General features: G+C 42.9%; 20 protein-coding genes. 7 read left to right on the plus strand and 13 right to left on the minus strand.

Going from position 1 to position 22,908, the window contains the following annotated elements:
* The first annotated feature begins 516 nt into the window (after nucleotides 1–516).
* The 4 genes from MHH56_RS24920 (at nucleotide 517) to MHH56_RS24935 (ending at nucleotide 6,971) form a co-directional block, all read left to right on the plus strand.
* Nucleotides 517–3,669: an ATP-binding protein gene (locus MHH56_RS24920; RefSeq protein WP_339204352.1), complete on the plus strand. Its 3,153-nt coding sequence runs from the start codon at nucleotides 517–519 to the stop codon at nucleotides 3,667–3,669.
* Nucleotides 3,670–3,845: 176 nt separating this feature from the next.
* A complete protein-coding gene (locus MHH56_RS24925; RefSeq protein ID WP_339204353.1) occupies nucleotides 3,846–5,465 on the plus strand; it encodes a copper amine oxidase N-terminal domain-containing protein in 1,620 nt (539 codons plus the stop codon).
* Between the two features lie 113 nt (nucleotides 5,466–5,578).
* On the plus strand, nucleotides 5,579–6,181 hold the full coding sequence (locus tag MHH56_RS24930; RefSeq protein ID WP_339204354.1) for a sigma-70 family RNA polymerase sigma factor: 603 nt from the start codon (nucleotides 5,579–5,581) through the stop codon (nucleotides 6,179–6,181).
* Complete coding sequence (locus MHH56_RS24935; protein ID WP_339204355.1) at nucleotides 6,153–6,971, plus strand: anti-sigma factor; 819 nt, start codon at nucleotides 6,153–6,155, stop codon at nucleotides 6,969–6,971. The genes MHH56_RS24930 and MHH56_RS24935 overlap by 29 nt, the downstream gene beginning before the upstream one ends.
* Before the next feature lie 128 nt (nucleotides 6,972–7,099).
* Here MHH56_RS24935 and MHH56_RS24940 read toward each other — a convergent pair whose 3' ends face one another.
* The 9 genes from MHH56_RS24940 to MHH56_RS24980 all read right to left on the minus strand — a co-directional run bounded on the left by MHH56_RS24940 (nucleotide 7,100) and on the right by MHH56_RS24980 (nucleotide 17,134).
* On the minus strand, nucleotides 7,100–8,713 hold the full coding sequence (locus MHH56_RS24940; protein WP_339204356.1) for an AraC family transcriptional regulator: 1,614 nt from the start codon (nucleotides 8,711–8,713) through the stop codon (nucleotides 7,100–7,102).
* Nucleotides 8,714–8,837: 124 nt separating this feature from the next.
* The gene (locus tag MHH56_RS24945) at nucleotides 8,838–9,872 is read right to left on the minus strand and encodes an ABC transporter substrate-binding protein (RefSeq protein WP_339204358.1); all 1,035 of its coding nucleotides are present in this window, start codon (nucleotides 9,870–9,872) and stop codon (nucleotides 8,838–8,840) included.
* 249 nt (nucleotides 9,873–10,121) lie between these two features.
* The gene (locus MHH56_RS24950) at nucleotides 10,122–10,967 is read right to left on the minus strand and encodes a carbohydrate ABC transporter permease (RefSeq protein ID WP_339204359.1); all 846 of its coding nucleotides are present in this window, start codon (nucleotides 10,965–10,967) and stop codon (nucleotides 10,122–10,124) included.
* Between the two features lie 13 nt (nucleotides 10,968–10,980).
* Complete coding sequence (locus MHH56_RS24955; RefSeq protein WP_339204360.1) at nucleotides 10,981–11,874, minus strand: sugar ABC transporter permease; 894 nt, start codon at nucleotides 11,872–11,874, stop codon at nucleotides 10,981–10,983.
* 42 nt (nucleotides 11,875–11,916) lie between these two features.
* The gene (locus MHH56_RS24960) at nucleotides 11,917–13,248 is read right to left on the minus strand and encodes an extracellular solute-binding protein (RefSeq protein ID WP_339204361.1); all 1,332 of its coding nucleotides are present in this window, start codon (nucleotides 13,246–13,248) and stop codon (nucleotides 11,917–11,919) included.
* Nucleotides 13,249–13,329: 81 nt separating this feature from the next.
* Nucleotides 13,330–14,547 carry a family 16 glycosylhydrolase gene (locus MHH56_RS24965; RefSeq protein ID WP_339204362.1) on the minus strand — a complete coding sequence of 406 codons (1,218 nt, stop codon included), beginning with the start codon at nucleotides 14,545–14,547 and terminating at the stop codon, nucleotides 13,330–13,332.
* Between the two features lie 57 nt (nucleotides 14,548–14,604).
* On the minus strand, nucleotides 14,605–15,780 hold the full coding sequence (locus MHH56_RS24970) for a family 16 glycosylhydrolase (RefSeq protein ID WP_339204363.1): 1,176 nt from the start codon (nucleotides 15,778–15,780) through the stop codon (nucleotides 14,605–14,607).
* A gap of 363 nt (nucleotides 15,781–16,143) precedes the next feature.
* Nucleotides 16,144–16,428: a hypothetical protein gene (locus MHH56_RS24975; RefSeq protein ID WP_339204364.1), complete on the minus strand. Its 285-nt coding sequence runs from the start codon at nucleotides 16,426–16,428 to the stop codon at nucleotides 16,144–16,146.
* Between the two features lie 166 nt (nucleotides 16,429–16,594).
* Nucleotides 16,595–17,134 (minus strand): NADPH-dependent FMN reductase, encoded by a 540-nt coding sequence (locus MHH56_RS24980; RefSeq protein WP_339204365.1) that lies wholly within the window; start codon nucleotides 17,132–17,134, stop codon nucleotides 16,595–16,597.
* Between the two features lie 203 nt (nucleotides 17,135–17,337).
* Between MHH56_RS24980 and MHH56_RS24985 the strand changes: the two genes are divergently transcribed.
* Nucleotides 17,338–18,336: an NAD(P)/FAD-dependent oxidoreductase gene (locus tag MHH56_RS24985; protein WP_339204366.1), complete on the plus strand. Its 999-nt coding sequence runs from the start codon at nucleotides 17,338–17,340 to the stop codon at nucleotides 18,334–18,336.
* A gap of 39 nt (nucleotides 18,337–18,375) precedes the next feature.
* On the opposite strand, the gene MHH56_RS24990 is transcribed toward MHH56_RS24985, so the two are convergent.
* Nucleotides 18,376–19,029 (minus strand): metalloregulator ArsR/SmtB family transcription factor, encoded by a 654-nt coding sequence (locus MHH56_RS24990; RefSeq protein WP_339204367.1) that lies wholly within the window; start codon nucleotides 19,027–19,029, stop codon nucleotides 18,376–18,378.
* 235 nt (nucleotides 19,030–19,264) lie between these two features.
* On the opposite strand from MHH56_RS24990, the gene MHH56_RS24995 reads away from it, so the two are divergent.
* Nucleotides 19,265–19,627: an iron-sulfur cluster assembly accessory protein gene (locus tag MHH56_RS24995; RefSeq protein WP_339204368.1), complete on the plus strand. Its 363-nt coding sequence runs from the start codon at nucleotides 19,265–19,267 to the stop codon at nucleotides 19,625–19,627.
* 127 nt (nucleotides 19,628–19,754) lie between these two features.
* A complete protein-coding gene (locus tag MHH56_RS25000; RefSeq protein ID WP_339204369.1) occupies nucleotides 19,755–20,369 on the plus strand; it encodes a superoxide dismutase in 615 nt (204 codons plus the stop codon).
* Nucleotides 20,370–20,421: 52 nt separating this feature from the next.
* On the opposite strand, the gene MHH56_RS25005 is transcribed toward MHH56_RS25000, so the two are convergent.
* From MHH56_RS25005 to MHH56_RS25015, 3 genes are all read right to left on the minus strand, one after another.
* A complete protein-coding gene (locus tag MHH56_RS25005) occupies nucleotides 20,422–21,195 on the minus strand; it encodes a polysaccharide deacetylase family protein (RefSeq protein ID WP_339204370.1) in 774 nt (257 codons plus the stop codon).
* A gap of 83 nt (nucleotides 21,196–21,278) precedes the next feature.
* A complete protein-coding gene (locus MHH56_RS25010) occupies nucleotides 21,279–21,980 on the minus strand; it encodes a YhcN/YlaJ family sporulation lipoprotein (RefSeq protein ID WP_339204371.1) in 702 nt (233 codons plus the stop codon).
* An 87-nt stretch (nucleotides 21,981–22,067) separates the two neighbouring features.
* Nucleotides 22,068–22,904, minus strand: coding sequence for a polysaccharide deacetylase family protein (locus tag MHH56_RS25015; RefSeq protein WP_339204372.1), 837 nt, complete (start codon nucleotides 22,902–22,904; stop codon nucleotides 22,068–22,070).
* Nucleotides 22,905–22,908: the final 4 nt, after the last annotated feature.

Consider the following 22,908-nt stretch of genomic DNA (forward strand, 5'->3'; position numbering starts at 1 on the left):
GTTAAGAAAATCGAATGTAATCAGATACATTCCCCTGATGTAAAGAAAGGAAGACCTCGGCCTACTAGGCGCGAGGTCTTCCTTTCTTCTTCAATCAATCATGAATCAGACATATCTACTAAATTTCCTCCTGCGACGCATTGCTCTTTCCGAATCGGATATTGTTAGCTATCGTGTCCTGAAACAAATAAACATCCTGAAATACCATCGAAACCTTGCGTCATAAATCGTTCGGCCCTGTGAAGACAAGTAGCCTGCTGGCCCTAAAGACAAACCATCTATGTTAGAAAATAAAATATTCAATAATGATTCTCATTTACTCATACAGTATATCAAAACTAACTACCTATGAGAACTTATTCTACTAATTAGCTCGATGAACATAACTAGAAGCACTTTGCAGCTGTTTTTTTGATATTTTCCCAAGCTGCCAATCGTATACATTACTCGCTTCAATCATGAAAATATCCAAAATATGTTAAAGGAAAAAACGCGTATTATGTCGAATTTCAATGTATGATGATACAGCTGAAAAATAAAATCACCTTCAAATATGTAGCTATTATTCTATTGTTTCTTAGCGTTCTTCTTGCCCTGCGATGGACATGGTCTGAACTATTTTCTACAGCGGAGCACCCTCGTGCTGTAAATGGCGTACTCGACATGCGCGGCTGGGACTTTAACAACTCAGCTACCATTCCCTTGGATGGCCAATGGGAGTTTTACCCTGCAAAATTAATCCATCAACAGGATGTTCAGACGCTGCAAAACCAGTTCCGTTATATTCAGGTTCCAGGTGACTGGGACAGTGTACTGACCAAAGAGGCAGACATCTCTATCGGGTACGGAACGTACCGATTGCGTATTCTAATCGATCCGCTAGAGCAGCCTGTCGCATTTTGGCTGCAAAACATACAAGCCTCATCAGGCGTAGAATTAAATGGGCTTGTTGAGAACGACTTCGGAAAACCAGCCGACAACGCTGAAGAATACACGCCCAAGAAACTCTCATACACCGCTTCCTACTTTGTAAAAGGCACCAAAGAGCTTGAACTGCTCATTCGTGTTGCTAATTATGACGATGCTTACAGCGGTGGGATTTTACACTCCATTCAATTTGGCTCTCAAGCAGCGATTGACTTTGTGCGATGGTATTCTATTGGCTTTCAGCTCGTCATATTTGTTGTTTTGCTGCTTCACGGCTTGTATGCTACTATCCTTTTCTTATTCAATCCTAAAGAAAAGAGTTTGCTTATCGTTGGTTTATTAACGCTCGCTACTGGTATTACGATCGTTGTCGGCCATGATAACCTGCTTTTGCTATGGCTGCCAATCAACTATACATGGGCGCTGAAGCTCAGGCTGCTCTCTCTGCTTTGGCATTCCTTTTTTATTTTTCTACTATTTAGAAGATTGTCTTCGGCTCCTCCGAAGAACCGATGGCTGCGAGTATTTACAGCGGCGCTCATATTTTATTCCTTGTTTCTAATTGTCGCAAGCGCACAGCTTGTAAATGGATCGGTAGCATTAAAAATATTTTCATTTTTTTATCTATTGCCCTTTGCTTGGTTTGTTTATATAACAGGAACGATGGTCTTCAGGAAGCAAACAGACAACAACGACGTTGTCTTCCTGTTGTTATCCGCGGCAGGCGTTATGTCTAGCTTTCTGTGGAGCTTAATCAACTCAAATAGCCAGGTTTCGGTTGTATATTATCCAATAGATATCATAGCAGCTATCATTGGTTTTTCTACGTACTGGTTAAAGCAATTTTTCCGTAACTCGAAGGAAAACAAAGAGCTGAACGAACAGTTAAAAAAGGCTGACAAGCTGAAAGACCAATTTCTTGCCAATACTTCACACGAACTGCGAACGCCGCTGCACGGTATTATGAATATTGCTCAAACCGTTGTAACGAAAGAGAAAGGGCAAATGAATACAAAAAGCGTTAACGATATGGAGCTGCTTATAAGAATAAGCCGCCGTATGTCGCATATGCTCGGTGATCTTCTAGATGTAGCAAGGCTGAAGGAACACGGAATTGTGCTTCAGCAGGAGCCTTTACAAATTCAATCCATCGTACCTGGCATCGTTAGCATGCTGAAATTTATGATCGAAGGCAAACCTATTCAACTGCATGTGAATATCGCTGAATCGATGCCTTGGGTCATGGCAGATGAGAAAAGGCTTGTACAAATTTTGTACAACTTATTGCACAACGCACTAAAATACACGGAAGAAGGATCAATCACCATTTCTGCGGAGATTCAGAATGGGAATGCCGTCATTCATGTCTCCGATACCGGAGTCGGCATGAATAAAGAAACGCAAGCGCGCGTCTTTCTTCCTTATGAACAAGGGATTTATGGAATCAATGATGGAAGAGGAATTGGGCTTGGTTTAAGCATTTGCAAGCAGCTGGTCGAATTGCATGGCGGAGTACTAAGTGTTCGCTCTGCGCTTGGCAAAGGTTCTGTTTTCAGCTTTCAATTACCGCTTGCCAATATGTCCAGCCTGCCTTCAGCACAGCCCTTGCTTCCTATACGCCATATAGCGGAAGGAACAGAAGAAAGCCATGGTGGATTGATTTTTCCAGACATCGCAATCGACGAAATAGCAATCTCTTCAATTAACCCGCCATTTCTGAATGATGGGAAAATGAATATACTTGCAGTGGATGACGACCCGGTTAATCTGAATGTGCTTGTTGGCATTTTATCTTCCGAGCCGTATAACATTACAACAGCTAATTCAGCACGTGAAGCGTTAGTGTTGCTAGGCAGTGGGCAGTGGGATCTATTAGTTGCCGATGTTATGATGCCACAGATGTCCGGCTACGAGTTAACGAAGAAGGTACGGGAGCAATACTCTGTATCGGAGCTTCCCATTTTGCTGTTGACTGCACGTAGTCAGCCAGCTGACATCTATACCGGATTCTCGTCTGGAGCGAATGATTATGTTACCAAGCCTGTAGATGCTCTGGAGCTCAAATACCGAATCAGGGCGCTGACTATGCTGAAGCAGTCCATTAATGAACGTTTGCGTTTAGAAGCCGCTTATCTTCAGGCACAAATCCATCCGCATTTTCTGTTTAATACCCTTAACTCCTTAATGGCGCTAAGCGATATTGATACAGACAAGATGCGTAATTTGGGCGATTCTTTTGTATCGTTTTTACGGATTAGCTTTGACTTCTTAAATACAGGGGAGCTTGTTGAGCTTTCTCACGAGCTGGAGCTTGTCGAAGCCTATTTGTATATTGAAAAAGAACGTTTCGAGGACAGGTTGACTGTCGTATGGGAAGTTGATGCCAACATCAGCTTGCTTATCCCGCCCCTTTCTATACAGCCGCTGGTTGAAAATGCGATCAAACATGGGCTTCTTAGTCAGAACAACGGCGGCACGCTGCATATACGAATCAATCGCCAGGACAGCTTCATACGAGTTGAAGTCATTGATAATGGCATAGGCATGAATGAAGAACAGGTCATTCAATTGCTCAGTCCAACGATGAAAGGAAAAGGCGGAATAGGGATTGCCAATACGAATCGACGATTGACTCAGATGTATGGTCAAGGCTTATCTATAATCAGTAAGCCTAAGGAAGGAACTACCGTGTCGTTTGTCATTCCAAACAACCGCAATCAGCAGGCTATGGATAATGATTGATTTAGCAGCTGCTAAATAACTTCATCAATACAAAAAAGACGGACAAATAGTTTCTCATTTGTTCGTCTTTTTGTTATTCGAAAAAAAATCGAAATAATAGTGATCCAAAATTTCATTAGCTCCGTTAGGCCTATTAGGAACGTAAAACAACCCCATATGAGGAGAGTGAATAATTCATGAAACTTAAAAGATTGATTGCCCCTGTACTTAGCTTATCATTATTAATCCCTGCGTTTTCTGGCGCGGCTAGCGTAAGTGCAGCGGAGCCGCTGACGCCATCATCCGAAACGCCAGCTGTAGAGCTTCGCGCGACATTGGACTACTCGCTTTCGGAGCATTTCACACTCGCGGTGGATGCGATGATCAAGAAATACGATAACTCGTTTGACGCCGCCGCGGCGCAAGCCGCTTTAGAGAAAAATGCAAAAGATATGATCCCAGCTATCACTTCTGTCTATGGAGATGACGGGGCGAAAGAGTTTGACCGCATTTTTAGCGGACATCTAAACTATACCAAAGATTATGTTACTGCTGTTAAAACGGGCAATGCCGCTGATAAAGCGATGGTCGCGCAAGAAATTGAAGAGTTCGCAGTTGAACTCGGTAACTTCCTAGGGACTGCTACTGCAGGCAAGCTGCCTGCAACGGCAGCGCAAAACGTGCTTCGTACACATGAGAAGCAGGTGCAGCAGGTGTTCGACGATTATATCGCAGGCAACTACAAGAGCTCGCTTGCCAAATATCGTGAAGGTTTAAGCTATATGTTCACGATAAGTGATGCATTGTCAGGTGCGATCGTCACTCAAATGCCTGAAAAATTTAACGGCACAAAATCGGACACTCCGGCCGGCGATCTAAGATCAGCGCTAAATTATCTCGCAGCAGAACATTATGCCCTTGCTGTGTTCAGCATGCAAAAAGGCTCCGATAAGTCCCCTGCCTACAGCGCGATAATCGAGGCCGAAAACGCCAATACATCAGGTTTGACAGCAGCCATCGCATCCGTTTATGGTGCAGCAGGCGGAGATGCCTTCAAAGCGATCTGGCTTGGTGACCATATTAACGCACAAGACGAAATCGTGAAGGCAGCTCTTGCCGGAGATGCCGATGCAAGCGCGAAAGCTAGAGCTAAGCTAAGCAAATTTTCTGTAGATTTCGGTAATTTCCTTGGCGCTGCCACAGAAGGCAAGCTTCCCGCTTCGGCTGCAACAGCTGCTGTAGCAGAGCATGAAAGACTTGTACTTGAAGCATTTGATCTCTATAGAGCCAAAGATGCAAATGGCCTGTATGTCAGCTATGACAAAGGATACAGCCTCATGTTTGGAGTAGGCAAAGCACTGGGCGGTGCCATCGTGGCTCAGAAGCCGGAACTATTCAAAGTACAGCCTCCTGTCACAAAACCGGAAAACCCGAACAATGTTCAAACCATTTGGCTTCAAATCAATGGTTACACCGCTAAAGTTAACGGCAATAATGTGAAAATGGACGTTCCGCCAACCCTTAAGAACGGAACGACGTTCGTATCGCTAAGAACATTGACTACGGCAATCGGCGCTGATTTAAAATGGAATCCATCCACTAGCACGGTTGAAGTAAAAGTAGGTGACGACAAGGTTGTCTTCTGGCTCGGCAAAGATATGGCTAGTATCAATGGAAAGAACGTCAAGCTCGATGCTTCCGTATTCGTTCATAAAGGACGCACACAAGTCCCTCTTCGTTTCATCGCGGAATTGCTAGGTTGGGACCTAAATTGGAACAAGGCTGACTGGTCAATCGTGTTGACTAAAGCCATGTAGATGTAAATACATTCCGAAACTCGCAGCATACTTGTCCTGTTCTGGTAATTCTATACCGGAACAGGATTTTTATATTATAATGAGGGGGTGTGTAAAGGGGGAACAGCTCTAGTATGTCGGATGAACTGACGGATTTACAATTAATGAAGCGTATTGGCCGCAAAGATTCCAATGCTTTGCAGCTTATATACGAAAGATATGAGCGTCCCATGTACACATTCGCCTACCGAATCGTTAAAGATTCCATGCTGGCAGAAGAAATATTACAGGAGCTATTCTTGCGAATATGGAACGCAGCAGAGAAATATGACGAAGATCAAGGTAAGCTATCCAGCTGGATGTTTACGTTAACTAGAAATATAGCGATAGATGGATTACGGCGAAGGCAAATTCGAACCTCGCAGCAGGTTGTTGAGACGGAGCAATTAAACCGAACGCCGGACGACTCGGCGGACACAGAGACTGCCGTGGAAACCAAGGTCATTGGCGAACAGATTCGTGAGGCAATGCGGAATTTAAGCCAAGATCAGCATCAAGTCGTCGAACTTATTTATTTTGGCGGATATACGCAGCAGGAAGTGTCAGTGAACTGCAACATTCCGCTCGGAACGGTTAAAAGTAGAGTTAGGCTAGCCATGAAAGCACTGAAGTTGCAGCTTGAAGATATCGGGGAGGAGGGGCAAAGTTATGAAACAAGAAACAAATCTATGCGATGATGTGGAAATGTATGCGCTTGGCGGTCTTGATGAAGCGGAGGCTAAAGCTTTCGAACAGCATCTTAAATCTTGTGCGGCATGCACCGAGCAAGTCGCGGAGCTTAAAGAAATCGTCGATATGCTGCCGCTATCGTCCGAGCCAGTCGCCGTTCCTACAGGAATGAAGGATCGGATTCTCGGTTCTATTTTACAGTCACAAGAGACGGCTGCACAGCCATTTGAACAACCTAAGTCTGCTATTCCAACTCAAGAACCCGAAAACGCAAAGCGCCCCCTCTCCGTAATTCAAGCCGACGCAAAGCGTCGAAACTACAATAGCTGGTTAAATATTGGGCTTGCGGCAGCGGTGCTTCTATTATGCGTGTATATTTTCACATTAAGAGATCAGGTGTCAGACCTCAGTAATGAGCTCACGCTCGCCCAGATGAATGATCCTCCACAGGGCTTACAGACGAATCAGGCTGTCAGCTTAAGCTCGGCGGCACAAAATATTATTGCCCAAGGCCTCGCTACCATCGTCATTGACAGCAAAGGAACACATTTGCTCGTGCAGGCCGAGAAGCTTCCGCAAATCAAGGAAAACGAAGCATTCCAGGTATGGCTGATGAAGAAAGGTCAGGACGTCGTAAACGCTGGAACCTTCTACCCCGTCGATGGAAAAGGCGGCTTGTATTTCACACTCGACCAGAACTTGAAGGGTTATGATCAAATCGCGATTACCCAAGAACCAGATGCTTTCGGTAAATTGCCGCGAGGGACTGCTGTCTTGACTGCCGAGCTTCATCTATAAGACGAATAATTGAAAATAAGCCAGCTTATTGGACTCGTGCGAAGTCCTAAAGCTGGCTTATTTTTTTGCTTAAACACCGTTTTTTTGTACTTTTTATAATCGTTTCAGCCTCCTTCACGCTTCCTTATCTAGCCAAGCGCACGCAGGACATCATCGATTTTCAGGCTATGGGCGAGGACGCCGTAATTCATCCAGCTCAGAAAATCAACCTCGAATACACGGTTATGACGTACTGCGGGAAGCGATTGCCAAAGTGGCGTCGCGTAAAGCTTCCTTTTCTCTTGTTCTGAAATTTCAAAAGTGACGAACACATTATCAGCATCGATCTGCGCGAGCAATTCTGGTGTTAGCACGGCTGTCCTTGTGCTCTTTGTCAATTGCTTTACAAGCGGATGAGGCGTCATTCCCAGGTCACTATAGAGAACGGGCCCCGTGTATCCCTTATCCGGACCGCCGTACAGCAATATTCCATTGGCTTGAATTCGCAGAAAAACGGTCGTTTGATGATGAATCGGGCGAAGCTTTTTCCGAGCAGCTTCTGCTTTTTTTTCATATTTTGCTATAATATCAACGACTTTTACGTTTTTTCCTCTCCCAATTAGATCTGCCATGATTCGCAAAGTCTCCTGCCAATCCTCCCCCTCATTGGACATTTTGTAGAGCGGAGCCTGTTCCTCCAACAGATGATGGTCCCATTTATCTGGAAAGCCGTTGTCTACCAAAATAAAGTCCGGCTTTATCGGCAGCTGAGCAGCATATTTATCGGAAATCTCTATTGCGGGAATATGCTCAAGCCCCAAATACGACTGTTTTCCCCAATTTGTTATGGAGCACTGCAGGATAGGCGTAACGCCAAGCGTTACCAGAAAATCTTCAAGAAACGGTGCGAATACACGGATCTCCTCTCGATAATGCCTTCGGTATTGTCCTGGCGATATGCCGACCGTCTTCTTGAAGCGGCGGTTAAAATAAAACTCATCGCCAAATCCGGCGTTCTGTGCAATATCGGACAAACGATCATCGGTTGCTTGCAGCAGGTGCTTCGCTTGATTAATTCGAATGCCGGATAAGTACTGCAGCGGCACCTGACCCGTTATCTCTTTGAACAAACGCGAATAGTGTGTGCGGCCAACATCGGTCAAATTAGCCAGCTGGCCCACCGACCATTCGTTGCGATAGTCATGATTTAGTCGATCAATTGTAGCTTCAACCGCTTTCCGACTGTTCTGGGCATGAGAAATGGTCAGATTGTGCATGAGAATATGTCGGAGCAATTGTTGAAAGCATATTTGTTGATCCAAATCGTCCAGCTCATCACTAGTGTCCGATAAGCTAAAGCTATTCAGCCTCTCAACCCACTCCAAGCACTGGGAAAATGGTTGGCACACCACTTCTCCTGTACATGGGAATGAAGTACTCCATTCGCTATCCGAAGCGGCCCGACCATCTTTTCCAATGTAAAGAATCTCAAAGCTCAGTTCATAATGAATGAGTCCGCTGCTGCCGACTTCATTTGTAATGGTTGCCCCTGGCTCGGAAATAAAACATTTGCCGCGCTCGAGCTGGTAACCGCATCCATCTAGAACGAGGCGCCCTCTCCCGTCCATAATGACAAACAATCGATAGCAATCATCTTTTTTCGCTTTTTGTTGTTCATAGGGTTCAGATTCCTTATATTTTACTCCGATTAAGCGATAGATTTTGCTTGGAGATGTATTCGTATTGGCGTCTGTCTCTTGCATAGATTCACAAGCCCTCCTTTCCATGAGAATGATTATCATTAAAATTACTATAAACGATAAAGAAGAGCACTTCAACTGTTCGTTGAAATGCTCTTCCGATAAAATTGTAATTATGGCGCGAATGTTACTTCAGCAAAAATTTTTCCAAATCTTTAATCTTGAGTTGGTTAGCCGTGAAAGCGCCCGTCTGCCAATAGGTCCGATCCACTTGATAAACATTTCCTTTCTTTATGGCAGGGACGCTTTGCCAAATCGGACTATCGAATAGATTTTTAATGGATTCTTGATTCTCGGCCGATGACCAAGATCCATTTGAAGTTAAAATAATGATATGGTCCGCATTAAGATCAGGAAGCTTCTCCATGGAGATCGTATCAATAAAGGCTTCCATATCCGCAACCATCTTTGGCGGAGTTAAGCCTAATTCTTTGTAAAGGATAGAACCAATAAATTTGTTCTTAATTCCAAGAAGATTGAGGTCAGTCTCACCGATATTAAGTCGCAACACAGCAACTGATTCTTCTCCAATCGCTGCTTTCAGCTTGCTTTTTGTATCCGCGATTTGCTGCTCGTAGTCCTTCACCAGCTTCTCGGCTTTCTCTTGTTCACCAATTAGATCAGCAATCTTAAGAAGAATATCGGAGGAGCTGCTCATCAAAATGTCGTCAGGCATCCGAAAGGTCGGTGCTACCTTAGAGTATTTTTCATAGATAGCTGCATCTACAAAACCATCTGTAATAATAAGATCCGGTTCTGCATCTAGCAGCGCTTCAATGCTTCCTGTTATATCAAATGGAGGAACATCTAAATTCAAATATTCCTGTTTGCCCCACATCGGATGGTACCACTGTACAACAGGCTCCACGCCAAGAGTGACTAAATAATCCTCCAAATAGATAGCAGCTATTCGCTTTGGTTTAACCGGAATTTCAACCTCGCCAAAAAAATCCTTCACTACGCGGGTTTCATTCTCATTCGTTTCCACTTCTATGCCATTCTCTGCGGCTTTGTCTGTTTGCGTATTCACAGCATTTTCTTTGTTCGCTGCTTCTTTCTTCTCATCTTGCGGCGTGCTGCATGCCGTGAGTGCCATGAAAACAATCAGTAGAGAAATGAGACCCCTTACGATGAAGCTGCGTGAACCTGTATGCCGAAACATATTTTACCCACTCCTGTATATGTATTGTCGTAACGAAATGTTTTCATTGATTATCATTCTCATTTCGTTCATGAGCAATTATATCATTATGATTTTGGGATACAATGTCCATTCTCATGCGAGTTTTTTATCCAAACATGAGATACCGAACTCGATTCGATCCTAAAAAACATGTCATCTTTATATAAAAAACAACCGCCTCTAGGCAAAATGTTTCGCCCAAAGCCGATTGTTTGTCGCAGGTAATCATTATTTTACCGCACCAGCAGTTATACCAGCTACAATGTATCTTTGAAAAAAAGCATAGACGAGTACAACAGGCACCATTGAAATTAACAGTCCTGCGAACAATGGCCCCCATTCGGTTCGGTACTGCATCTCCCCCTGCATGATCGCAATTCCAACAGGCAGTGTGTACTTGGAAGGCTCATTCACGAAGATCGTCCCCATAATGTACTCATTCCAATTGTTCAAAGCATTCATAATCAAAATAGGAATCATGCCGGATTGAGCCATCGGCAGCATAATTTGAAAAAAGGTTCTAAAATACCCCGCTCCATCAATATACGAGGCTTCCTCCAATTCCTTCGGCAGCGATTTGAAAAAACTGACCAAAACAAATACGCCAAACGGCAATGACCACGCTGTATATACAAGTACTAATCCGTTTAGTTTATTAATTAAGTACAAATCGTTTAGTAGAAAGAACAACGGAACCAGCCCTAAAATAAGAGGGATCATCATTGAGGACAAATAGACCATATACATCAACTGGCTGCCGCTGAACTTGAAACGCGCTATAACATATGCAGTTGTAGCCGATAACAAAATGGATAAACATGAGCTCATTAAAGTAATGTATACGGAATTCAAAAAATAGTCGCCAAAATGATAGGTTTTCCACACATAAGAAAAGTTGCTCCAGTAAAGCGGAAATTCAGGCAGTGACCAAGGTTTGTTCGTTAAAAATTGCGTATTATTTTTTAAAGCGCTTAGTAATGTCCAAAGCAGCGGATAAAGTACAGCCGAGGTCCACAGAAGAAGAACGAGGATGGCTGCTGTCCTAAATATTCGTGAAGGCTGACTGAAGCTCATACATGCATCTCCTCTATGAAAATTCAATGCTATCGCGTCGAAGCACTCGCTGCAAGACTAGCGTTGTTGCTAGGGATAAGATCAAGATCAATACACCAAGTGCTGCAGCGTAACCCATATGAAATTGACGGAATCCCATTTGGTACAAATAGGAACCAAGCACTTGCGTTGAATTATCTGGTCCCCCTTCCGTCATCAATAAAACCATCACGAAGGAGCCGTTTAAAGTCGTCATCACAATATGAAGAATGCTGACCTTAACCTGCTCCCAGATCAAGGGAAGCGTAATTCTCCAAAACTGTCGATTAGGCGAGGCTCCATCCATTTCAGCCGCCTCGTACAAAGAAGCAGGTATGCTAAGAATGCTGGCAACGAGCAGCAGAAAATAAAATCCTACCCCAGCCCAAATCGAGGGCCATAAGATCGACCATAATGCCGTTCCTTCTTCCCCTAGCCAAGGCCTATTGTTATGGGCATTCGTGAATATCCCAAGAAACGAATTCAGAAAGCCGATGCTCGGATTATAAACAAATCGCCATAACACACCTATAACCACAATTGAGATCAAATTCGGAAGAAAAAAGACTAATCTAAAAAACTGCTGCCCCCGCACTCTGAGCCTAGTAACTGCAACAGCGAAGAAAGTAGCTAACAGAATGATTCCAATTACTTTCCCAATGACTAGAAAATAATCGTTGCCAATCGCTCTCCATACGATCGGATCCTGAATCAGAGCCTTAAAGTTGTCCAAACCAATATAAGTCATGTGCTCAGAACTGCCAGACCAGTCAAACAAAGAGATGTATATGCCTTTGGAAATGGGAAACAGTGCAAAAAGGCAGAAGAAGAGGAACGTTGGAATAAGGAATGTAATAATGAATAGCTTTCTTTGTGCTTGACGCGACATTGACGCTCATCCTTTACCTGAAATAACTAGATTGCTAATGGCTTACTTTCTAGCCTTGGCTGCTGCTGCCTCAACCCGCTCCGTCCACTCTTCCGGTGTGATTTTGTTGATCGTTAAAGCTATCGTTGCATCACTCATCACCTTGAATACATCAGCATTAAACACAACTACAGGTGCGACAATCGTATTGTCGCTATTGTAATATTTCATAGCATTTTTGGCCGTATCTCCAGCATTGGAAGATTCCAAATCCACTTTCACGTTCATGAGAGCACCGGTTTTCTCCGCCCAGTTCAAAGACGCTTTTTTGGTGAAAATAAATTCGATGAACGCTTTGGCAGCTTCAGGATTTTTCGCTTTTTTGGCAATCGCCATCGTACTTGTGTACGGCAACGCTATGAATTTCCCGCCCTTCGCTTGGGTTATTGAAGGAACGAACCCATACTTAAAATCAGATGGCGCATCATTTTTCATTTCGCTTTCCAGCCATAGCCCATTCGGAATCATAGCAGCCTTGTGCTGTAGAAATTGCATCTGAGAATCTGTATGGTTAAGCGCAGGAGCACCTTTATCAATTAGACCCTTAGCGGAAATCTCGCTTAATTGACGAAGCGCTTTAAGAACGGGCTCGCTTTTGAAAATGCCTTCTTTCATGTCACCCATGTCTTTCAGAATTTGCCCATTATCTCCGTTCGCCGATATAATCGCTGGATATACGAAGCCGCCAAGAATGTAATCCGGATATACACCTGTATGAATATAAGGACTAATACCAGCAGCTTTTATTTTCTCACTTACCTCCAAGAAACGATCAAAGTCTGTAGGAACAGCCCATCCATTTTTCTCAAACAACGCTGCATCGTAGAATGTGCCATATGAGCCGAATACAAGCGGAATATTATAGGTTTTGCCGCCGTATTGCTCAGGGCTTGCGATCATAACATCAGTAATTTTCTCTCCGTCTACGTTGCTCGCTTCATGAATCCAATCCGATAGATCCAGAAGCTGGTCGTCTTCTACCATCTGCCTCGGATTTGATCCAGCTCCATCTATGTAAATGAGGTCCGGAGGATTGCCTTGAATCCATCTCGGTTTCATTTGATCGTTAATTTTGGGGCCAGCGGATTGCTTGATTTTCAGATCAGGATTTAGCTTCTGGAATTGATCAATAACATCAATCCACCAAGCATCCCCATAACCCCCGACAAAATATTGGATTTCAAACTCTCCCTTAAGTCCATTAGCCACTTCGGATGGCGTGTCAGAAGCTGCTGGCTTTTCCGCCTCAGCACTCCCATTACTTGAACCGCAAGCAGCAACGATAAATAAAATCATGATGAGCAGTGTTACAAATACCGGCCTTTTCATGTTCATAATAAATCTCTCCTTTTGTCATTACTCCCTTTTAAAAATGATCCCCCGCAACAGATTTCGTCACGGAGGATCATACTGCCATTAATTCAAATACAATCTATTTTGCGGGATGATTTGTTTCGCTTGAAGCGGACTCGACCAAGACAGCTTAGCGATGGCGTCTTCCGTATTGTCGTAATATTCAAGCTTAATATCATACTTCTGCCCCGCCGTTAATTGAATCGTTCCAGACCATTCCGTCGTCGCTTGATCCACCCACTTATTAATGATGAGCTGATTGTTCACCCATAGCCGAACCCCATCATCGCTGCTCGTATAAAAAGTATAGGTTCCTGTATATTGAGGCTTCACTTTGCCCGTCCATCTTACGGAGAAGGTATCTGCATCCATACTGGTCATAGGAGCCCCTAAACCCCAATCGAAGTTCACGGTTGCATCGGTTCTAGTCGCTTTTAACGAGGTGAAATCCATGTTGTTAAAGTAATTGGCAGTAAGCCCCGTTCCTTCTGCTTCTCCCGGAGGAAGCTCGCTTGCTGGCGTAAATTTAATCCAATCGTAATACGCCCGAATCGGCGTACCTGGATAGACGAACGGCCCGGTCCAGACTTCAGCAGGTCCTGCGCCTGACCATAAATTGGCCATAATATGACCTGGACTTGTAGGAAGCGCGCCTCGCGAGCCGTTCTCTGTATGCACCAAATTACCATCAACAAACCATTTGATATACGTAGGAGACCATTCGAAGGCATAGTTATGGAAGGCCAAGGAAGAGTCGAATCCAAGATCAATAATCGTGCTATGCTGGCCTACACCGTTTGTGAAGTAGTTCGCTTCCAGCTTAGTCGTATCCTTGCCTAATATTTCAATGTCAATTTCATCGTTTGACGTGTTTGTCGCTTGACCCGAATACGTAAAGAGTGCTGTAACAAGCCCTGTACCCTTAGCCGCTTTAATGCGCGCTTCAACACGACCGTATCCATATTTCACATTCGTTGCATATTCGCCGGAAGCATAATTTTTGCCAGCGCAATTGGTAGGGCAACCCGTATTGTCCAAACGAAGCGCCATAATTCCATTACTAAACTCTTGATTCGCTGCCCGCCAGCCAACGCCAAAGTCCACTCCGTTGCCCCAGCCATCCGACGTATAGAACAAATTATTGTTAATCCCATTCAACGGTTCATCAAACGCAATATCAGCAGCAGAAGTAACAGTCGGCATCATTAAAGAGAGAAGCAGCATACAGGATAAGAGCCATACCATCATTCTTTTTTTGCTATTGCTTGCCTTGTTCATCATTACACACCTCTTTCTCAGATTGGTATTGCGAAAAAAAGTGGTAAACAGGCTTTCCATTTACTCGTTTCCTCTGCTAATGCTTACTTTTCCATCCTTCCGAATGACGTCAGCACCGATCGCATCCGTTAAAACAAGCAGTGGTACGTAAGCATGGCCATTATTCAGAATGACTGGATTTTTCATCATTGTTTTTATCCCATTAATAAAAGCAACGTTCGAATTCACCTTAAAGACCATTTCGGATTTGGACAATTTGTCATTGACGATGATTTCTTGTTTAGCTGCATTCCATTTCACCGTTGCAAATAAACTTTCCATAACAAAACGAAGCGGTGCCATTTCTGTTTGTCCGATTTTGAATACTTTTAGTTCTCGTGCATCTTCAACTAGCAAATCTACTGATTTACCTTGTTTTACAGGTGTTGAAGGATCTACATTCGTTTCAGGCTGCTGCTTCGGCAGCGTATAAGCGATTCGATCCACCTCAGCGATCTGGGTTTTCCCTGGATACACATACTCGTTCGCCCAGCCATTGGTTTTGGTAGCCGGCCACATGTTCGCAATCATATAGCCAGGTGCTGAAGGGAGCTCTCCTCTCGAGCCGGTTTCCGTATGAACGAGCTTGCCATCTACATACCACTTGATTGAATCCGGCGCCCATTCAAAGGCGTAATCATGGAAATCATCCGCTGCATCAAACCCTAGAGGAATGATCGTCGAATGCATGCCAACACCTTTTGTAAAATAATTCGTTTCGAACTGCGTCGTGTTTTTACCTAAAATCTCAATATCGATCTCGTCAGCCTTACCGTCTGAATCAGCGCCATAGGTGAAAAAACCGGTTACGACTCCATCGCCTTTAACCGCTTTCATTCGAACCTCAAACTTACCGTATCCGTAGCGCTGTGTTGTAGAATATTCCCCTGAAGCATACGGTTTATCGGAGCATTGCGCTTTATCCTGTGCACACGGCTTGTCGTCAATCAACAATTTCAATTTCCCGTCTTCAAAGATGACATGATCATCTCTCCAGCCGCTCAGAAAGGTTCCGCCATTGGACCATCCGTTAGAAGCATACCAGCGATCCGAATCCTTCTGGTCCAGCAAATCTATAAATGTTTTACCTAAAGCTTCTGGTGCTTCAGCTTCCTCTGCCATAGCAGCAACCGGCATTGCGCAGAGCACAACAGCGATTATGAATGTTAGCAGCGTGGATTTAAGATTTTGTTTCACAAATGAGCCTCCCATAGTAAATTGTGCTTTTCTCCATTTTTAACCCATCCTAATTGCCGTTACCTGAGGCCCCACCTCCCAACGTAAAAGCTTAGTTTTACTTCGTTAAGTAGATGAAAAACATTCTTTACATTCGTGTCATTCCCACAGCAAGCATTTTGCAATAATAAGTTCTTTACGGTTAAATTTTACAAATAAAAAATATGCTTTTCTCCTCTTTAACGATTATAAAATGGCACTATCCAACTGTTATTTGGCACACGGCCAGATGAAGCGTAGTTTTTAGGCATAAAAAAAACCGTTCGAGTGCTGAGCTCGACGGTTTAATATGCATATAGACTTTTGCTAAGAGAACAAAAGCATTCACTGCACACTTATTTCATTGCTGCTATCCTCTGCCTTCTTAATAGGTAAAGCCATATAAATAGCAACAGCATAAAATATTATTCCTATAATCATGAACAAAATGCTGATAACATGAGGCGCTGTCATCATCGTCTCATCCATAGCAATTGCGAATTTACCGGGCGGATCACTCCATCCCGTCATTTTTCCAGCAAAATTAGCAATGGCTAGAAAGACAATACCAAATAGTAGAGTTCCAGATAGAAGGAATGTGGATCCCGCAATTAAACATACTTTTTTCATATATGATAACCTCCCGATCTGTTATGAAAAAAAGGAGAACCGCTCCAATCAAGCGAAGATCAGAATCAGATCTATTTTCATGTTACCATATATCGGAAGTTTATCCAAAGAACATTGATCATACCGATTATGATTTATTCTTTTATAACAACGAGCTATTCTTTGCTTAACCTTTTAGCCTAGTCTGCATAAATACAACTTCATCAGCTAATTTCTCGATACGCGCAATGATGTCCTCATTTGCAATTTGCTGCTGCTCATCAAAATGTTCATCATGGATATAAACATGCCCCGGTGCTACATAAGCTCTAAAATAACCAGCTATCGGCTTCAGCTGATTTTCAACTACGAGGTAATGATGACTGGTTCCTCCAGTAGCGATAAATCCCATTACTTTATTCGATATTTTGGGTACGGGAACGAGATCAAATAGATTTTTTAATACGCCGGTAATCGAAGACTGAAAAATCGGTGTGCCGATAATATAGAAATCAGCAGCTGCTATCATCTCAATTACCTTTTGTGTATCTTCATTGTAGTCGGATATATTGCTTCCGTCGCAAAATTGTACGTTTTTGTAATGCCGCATATCCAGAAAATCCACTTCAATATCCGGATATTTGTTCCGGACAACGTCTAAGCTCGCATCTACAGCCGCAGCTGTTTTTGATCCCAAAATAGTACCTGAAATGCCCAATAATTTCATCCATTTTCACGCTCCCGCAATTTTATACTGTTTTTTATTCCGTTTTCGATTAAATACTTTTTAAACTATAATGTATATTATATTGAGATCATTTGTTCTTTGTCAATGACCATATCCACAGCGTTGACATGATCTAACAGATAAGATACATTTATTATATATTTTAATATACTATATATAAATAAAAAGGGAGAGAACCTTTCGTGAGCAATGAACAACCAGATCTATTTACAGATATAACGATTATTGGCGGCGGTCCAACAGGGATGTTCGCTGCGTTTTATGCTGGGATGCGGCATGCAAGCGTGAAAATTTTGGACAGTATGCCTCAGCTCGGCGGGCAGTTGGCCGCTCTATACCCTGAGAAATATATATATGATGTTGCTGGATTCCCTAAGGTGACAGCCCAGCAGCTTATTCATAATTTACAAGAACAAATGAATCATTTCCCTGTGCAGGTTTGCCTGGAAGAGAAGGTTCAGCAGGTGATTAAGAAGGACGAGCATCATTTTGAAATCATCACCGATAAAGGAATACACTATAGTAAATCTGTCATTATTACCGGCGGCATAGGCGCATTTGAGCCGCGTCGATTAGAGCTTCCAGAAGCCAAACCTTTCGAGAACACAAACTTGCAGTATTTTATAAGTGACTTGAATCAGTATAGCGGCAAAAGGGTGATCATTAACGGAGGCGGAGATTCCGCGGTCGACTGGGCGCTTATGCTTGAACCGATTGCTGAAGAGGTTACGCTCATTCATAGGCGGGACAAGTTCCGCGCTCACGAGCACAGCGTCGAAAATCTTCTAAAATCAAAAGTGAATGTCATTACACCAGCGGAGATTACAGAGCTGCATGGGGATGAACAAATCGAGAAAATAACGATTACGTTTGGCAAAACAGGAGAAACACGCGAACTCGCATGCGACGCGCTCATCGTTAATTTTGGTTTTGTTTCCTCGCTTGGCCCCATTTTGGAATGGGGATTAGAAGTGGAGAACGGCTCTATCGTCGTTGATACTCGAATGGAAACGAATATTAAAGGGATCTTTGCAGCTGGAGACATTACAAGCTATCCCGGCAAAATAAAGCTTATTGCAGTTGGTTTCGGAGAAGCTCCTACTGCCATTAATAACGCTAAGGTTTATTTGGACCCTACCGCTAAACTCTCGCCCGGCCACAGCAGTAATCTGAAGCTTTAACCACAGAAAAAACAAGAACAGCGAGATATAAATGCTACCTCACTGTTCTTGTTTTTGTCTTTTTTTTATGGAATAGGTACATCTTTGTCCACCCTTGGCAAGACACTCGGATCTCGAAACCTCTACATCGCCCAGCATCGTTTCAAACAGCTTCAATTCACATTGGCAGGCATGCTGATATTTGGTCGCTACTTGCTCAATTGGGCAATTATTTTCTTTCAAAATAAATTGTTCATTGTTGATCTTTTCCCATTCCACCATATATCCATTCTCGTTCTGAATTTCTGCGAGTGCCTTCACTCTATCCTCAAGCTCTTTGCTTTGCATGCTCGATTCGTATTTTTTAGTCATTTTGTTTTTGCGGCCTTCAAATAACGACTCTACCGCCGACGAGCCAAGCTGATGGGTAAGCTCATCCAATAATTCAAGCGTTAAGGTATGATATTTGCGCGGGAAAAATCCGTCTGCATGCTCCGTTAAACAATAAACCGCTGTTGGTCTGCCCATCGCTTGTCTGATGGTTTTGGATGAGATAAGATTATCCCTCTCCAGCGATTGAATATGACGTCTAACGGCCATTACCGTAATTCCCAGCTCTTCCGTAAGATCCTTTGTACTTAAATTACCCTTCGTCTTCAGCAGCTGAAGAATATATTCTCTCGTAGAAAGCTGTCCTTGATCTATGTTGGTCATTCCTAATCACCTTCCGATAATTGTCATATGAAATATTTCATGTCTGAAATGAATACTGCAATAATAACATTTTCTAAAATCAATGTCTCCACTCTGCAATAATTCATCCTGCTATTCATCTTCATTTATCGGAATGGATCATCAAAATTAGATTTGATCTTTTATATACTATTATATATAATAAATTTAATAATTCAACTCCATCCTTTTTTCCAATTCTAAGCGAGGTGTATACATGATGATAGAAATAAGCGAAAAAGCAGAGTCCATTATTAATCAGATGGTTATCGATTCAGGAAATGATCGTACGTTTTTGCGAGTAGGCGTTGAAGATGGCGGCTGCAGCGGATTATCCTATAACATCAAATTAGATGATACCATTACTAATGATGACCACTCCTTGCAAACGGATCATATCAACGTGGTGTGGAACACACAGAGCGAGCCTTATTTGGCGGGGGTAAAAATTGATTATGTGGAGCAAGGCATGACTGGCGGCTTCACGATTGATAATCCCAATGCTAAAGCAACCTGCGGCTGCGGAGCTAGCTTTCGTACGGCGACCTTCAAAGGCAAACGCGAAAAATGCGATGAATAACCCTCTCCTCCCATTCGGAAAGAGGCATTTTTTTATCACACTTATTATACATTTATATTGACTAAGTATGAAATATCATTTAAGCTGTAAGTATAACTTACCAAATCAACTTATGGAGGAATGAACCATGTCACATCAATTACCTGAACTGCCTTATGCAAACAATGCTTTGGAACCACATATCGACGAGCAAACGATGATGATTCATCATGACCGCCATCATAATACGTATGTAACAAACTTAAACGCCGCTTTGGCGAACTATCCTGAGCTTCAGCAAAAAAGCTTAAATGAGCTGCTTCAAGATTTAAAAAGCGTCCCTTTAGATATTCGGACAGCCGTACAGAACAATGGCGGCGGACACGCCAACCACTCTTTATTTTGGGAATCGATTGGACCAAGTGGCGGTGGATTGCCTGCTGGTCATTTGGCAGATGCTATCGATAAAGAATTAGGCGGCTTCGACTCGTTTAAGGAGCAGTTTACGAAAGCAGCTACAACTCGTTTCGGCAGCGGGTGGGCGTGGTTAAGCGTAGATCATAAAGGCCATTTGTTCGTTTCGAGCACGCCTAATCAAGATAGTCCACTTATGGATAATCTGACTCCCATTTTAGGACTCGATGTTTGGGAGCATGCTTATTATCTGAACTATCAAAACAAACGCCCTGATTATATCTCAGCATTCTGGAATATCGTGTTATGGGATGTTGTAGCAAAACGATACGAAGCGGCTATAAAATAAGATGACATATAAAAAGCTAGGCTGCTGCATGGCAACCTAGCTTTTGTCATGCTTATGGCGACTCCAAAATGCTGCCGTCACTGCCGTCGTCAACCTTCGATTCTACGCTTGTCATTGATTTCATTAACTCCGTTACGGTCACGAATTGAAAACCCCGTTTATCCAGCTCGTACAGTATCGTCTCCAAGGCTTTGACTGTCTGCTGAGAACCAGGAATGTAATCATGCAGCAATACGATGTCTCCGTTTCTTGCGTTATTCAAAACTTTGTTTACAATTTTGTTCACGCCAGGGCTTCGCCAATCATTTGTATCTTGATGCCATGACCACATAATCGTTGTGTAACCTAATGTTTTCGCAACCTGAATTGAATTTTCATTATAATAGCCTCCGGGCGGGCGAAATAAAAGCGGCTTTTTCCCCGTCAAGGCTTCTAACGCATTTTCAGTTTTTACAATCTCATCTCGAATAGTCGCTTGGCTTATTGATTTCAAGAAGTAAACATGATTAAACGTATGATTGGCTACCTCATGCCCTTCTGCAATTTCTCGCTTAATTGTTTCCGGGTAAAGCTTCACTTTGTTGCCTAGTACAAAAAACGTTGCTTTCGCATTGTATTTCTGCAACAAATCGAGAATAACTTCCGTTGTTTTCGGATATGGCCCATCATCAAAGGTCAAAGCAATTTTCTTATCCTCAGTAGGAACCTCCCACACAATTTCCCCCCGCTTCTCATAAAAAAAACGGTCCTTTTTAATTGGTGCTGAGAAACCTACCAAAAAAACGAACATGAGCAGCAATAGCAGGCCACGCTTACTAATGGACAACGGTTTTCCTCCTAGCGGCTTATCGATATGTATGACGAGATGGATTCGGCAGCTCCATAAGGAGCTGCCGATATCAAGTCTTATTAACGGAGAGGAGCGGTTATTGCATTGCCAATATCGCGAATCATGATGGTCACGTCATTCGCTAACGTCTTCAATGGATGACCATTAGTCATGCTCGTGTTCATCGTTTGTATTTTCTTATGCATACCTTGATCGGATGTCACATGAATGTTGTACTCAGGGTATTGCCCTTTTAAGGCAGCATGCACTTGTTTCTCAATAATGGCTTTTTTGCCGATGTTATCAACATCTAGGCCTACGATTGCATCTTTATTATGAATGACGACTGTTGCTTTTTTCACACCGCTAACTTGCTTAGCACGGTTAGCTAATTGACCAGCGCTTTTATTATGATCCATTCCGAGGCGATGTACCGTTCCATCGGTGCCATTCATACGATTTGTGCCATTGAGACTGTTGGTTCCATTCATTCCATCACCGTCAATACCATAGGTGCGATTAGCACTATAAGGATTGGCGCTGTATGAATTGTTATTATTCACTAATGGATCGACACCATATGCTCTATTATCCAAATTGTTATATCTTCTATCAGTCATATTAGTGCCGTGAGGAACCATTCTTGATTCAATACGATTCATGTCGTTTTTAGCTCTCATCGATTTTTGGTTCACCGTATGGTTTTGACCACATGCCGATATCGAAAATCCAATAGCAAGCACCAAAACTGAAGTAAGAACCGGTTTTAAATGTTTTTTCACTACATAACACCTCCTGTTTGTTGATAATAAGTTGTGCTAAATGTGATCATTCATACATGGAAAAAATAATTCAAGCAGCAACGGCATTTAAGATAACCTTTTTATTCGTTTATAAAGCACCTCAGGCGTAATATCGGGACTGCCTGCATTAATGCGCGGTATTTCCAATTTATTAATCCCTTTTTTGGCCAAGCCAGGTTTTGTTGTATAGCCATAACTAACGCCTGCCCCCAGCATCGTTGGGAACAAAGTCTTAGAATAGATGCCAAAAGGATAGCTGATCGAATCCGGATTTTTCACTCCTGCTTTTTTCAGAAGGCTTATGCATGCTGCAGTGTCCTGCTTGACGCGTGATTTATGAAGCTCCAGTGCATTTTTCCCGCCGTCTTTTTTATTTACATAAGTTAATGCGCTTTTCTCCCCAACCTTCTGATGCAATTGATTGGTATGGCATTGAAAATCGATACTTGTTGATTTAGCCATCATTTGTTTTAATTGCGTGTAAGACAAATGCGGTATCGTCTTAGATGGCTTCTCTAAATAGCTTGTAATCGTAAAATTAACTGCTGGAATGGATAATTCTTTTAGGATCGGATAAGCCACTTTGTAAAAACTGTCATATCCGTCATCAAACGTGATCAATACGGCATTGCTCGGTACGGCGCCGCCAGCCAAAAAATGACGAAAGTCCTCCAGTCTAATGAACTGGTAGCCCTTGCTCCTTAAATAAATTAGCTGATCCCGAAAGAGCATCGACGAAATCGTCGAAGAGCTTGAATCTTTATCGTGAACATGATGATACATTAGAACAGCGACTTTATCCTTATATACACCTGATGAGCTCTTTGCCGAAACAGAGGAGGAACTTATAAGTATTAGAAAAGCCAGACTCAGCATGAAGGTCATTCGAAAAATGATGTTCATTTTT

It is taken from the genome of Paenibacillus sp. FSL K6-3182, from assembly GCF_037976325.1.
In the GTDB taxonomy this organism is placed as follows: Bacteria; Bacillota; Bacilli; order Paenibacillales; family Paenibacillaceae; genus Pristimantibacillus.

Coding starts and splice junctions, on each gene's coding strand:
- MHH56_RS24920 (WP_339204352.1), top strand. CDS start 517: ATGATGATACAGCTGAAAAATAAAATCACCTTCAAATATGTAGCTATT.
- MHH56_RS24925 (WP_339204353.1), top strand. CDS start 3,846: ATGAAACTTAAAAGATTGATTGCCCCTGTACTTAGCTTATCATTATTA.
- MHH56_RS24930 (WP_339204354.1), top strand. CDS start 5,579: ATGTCGGATGAACTGACGGATTTACAATTAATGAAGCGTATTGGCCGC.
- MHH56_RS24935 (WP_339204355.1), top strand. CDS start 6,153: ATGAAACAAGAAACAAATCTATGCGATGATGTGGAAATGTATGCGCTT.
- MHH56_RS24940 (WP_339204356.1), bottom strand. CDS start 8,713: ATGCAAGAGACAGACGCCAATACGAATACATCTCCAAGCAAAATCTAT.
- MHH56_RS24945 (WP_339204358.1), bottom strand. CDS start 9,872: ATGTTTCGGCATACAGGTTCACGCAGCTTCATCGTAAGGGGTCTCATT.
- MHH56_RS24950 (WP_339204359.1), bottom strand. CDS start 10,967: ATGAGCTTCAGTCAGCCTTCACGAATATTTAGGACAGCAGCCATCCTC.
- MHH56_RS24955 (WP_339204360.1), bottom strand. CDS start 11,874: ATGTCGCGTCAAGCACAAAGAAAGCTATTCATTATTACATTCCTTATT.
- MHH56_RS24960 (WP_339204361.1), bottom strand. CDS start 13,248: ATGAACATGAAAAGGCCGGTATTTGTAACACTGCTCATCATGATTTTA.
- MHH56_RS24965 (WP_339204362.1), bottom strand. CDS start 14,547: ATGATGAACAAGGCAAGCAATAGCAAAAAAAGAATGATGGTATGGCTC.
- MHH56_RS24975 (WP_339204364.1), bottom strand. CDS start 16,428: ATGAAAAAAGTATGTTTAATTGCGGGATCCACATTCCTTCTATCTGGA.
- MHH56_RS24980 (WP_339204365.1), bottom strand. CDS start 17,134: ATGAAATTATTGGGCATTTCAGGTACTATTTTGGGATCAAAAACAGCT.
- MHH56_RS24990 (WP_339204367.1), bottom strand. CDS start 19,029: ATGACCAACATAGATCAAGGACAGCTTTCTACGAGAGAATATATTCTT.
- MHH56_RS24995 (WP_339204368.1), top strand. CDS start 19,265: ATGATGATAGAAATAAGCGAAAAAGCAGAGTCCATTATTAATCAGATG.
- MHH56_RS25000 (WP_339204369.1), top strand. CDS start 19,755: ATGTCACATCAATTACCTGAACTGCCTTATGCAAACAATGCTTTGGAA.
- MHH56_RS25015 (WP_339204372.1), bottom strand. CDS start 22,904: ATGAACATCATTTTTCGAATGACCTTCATGCTGAGTCTGGCTTTTCTA.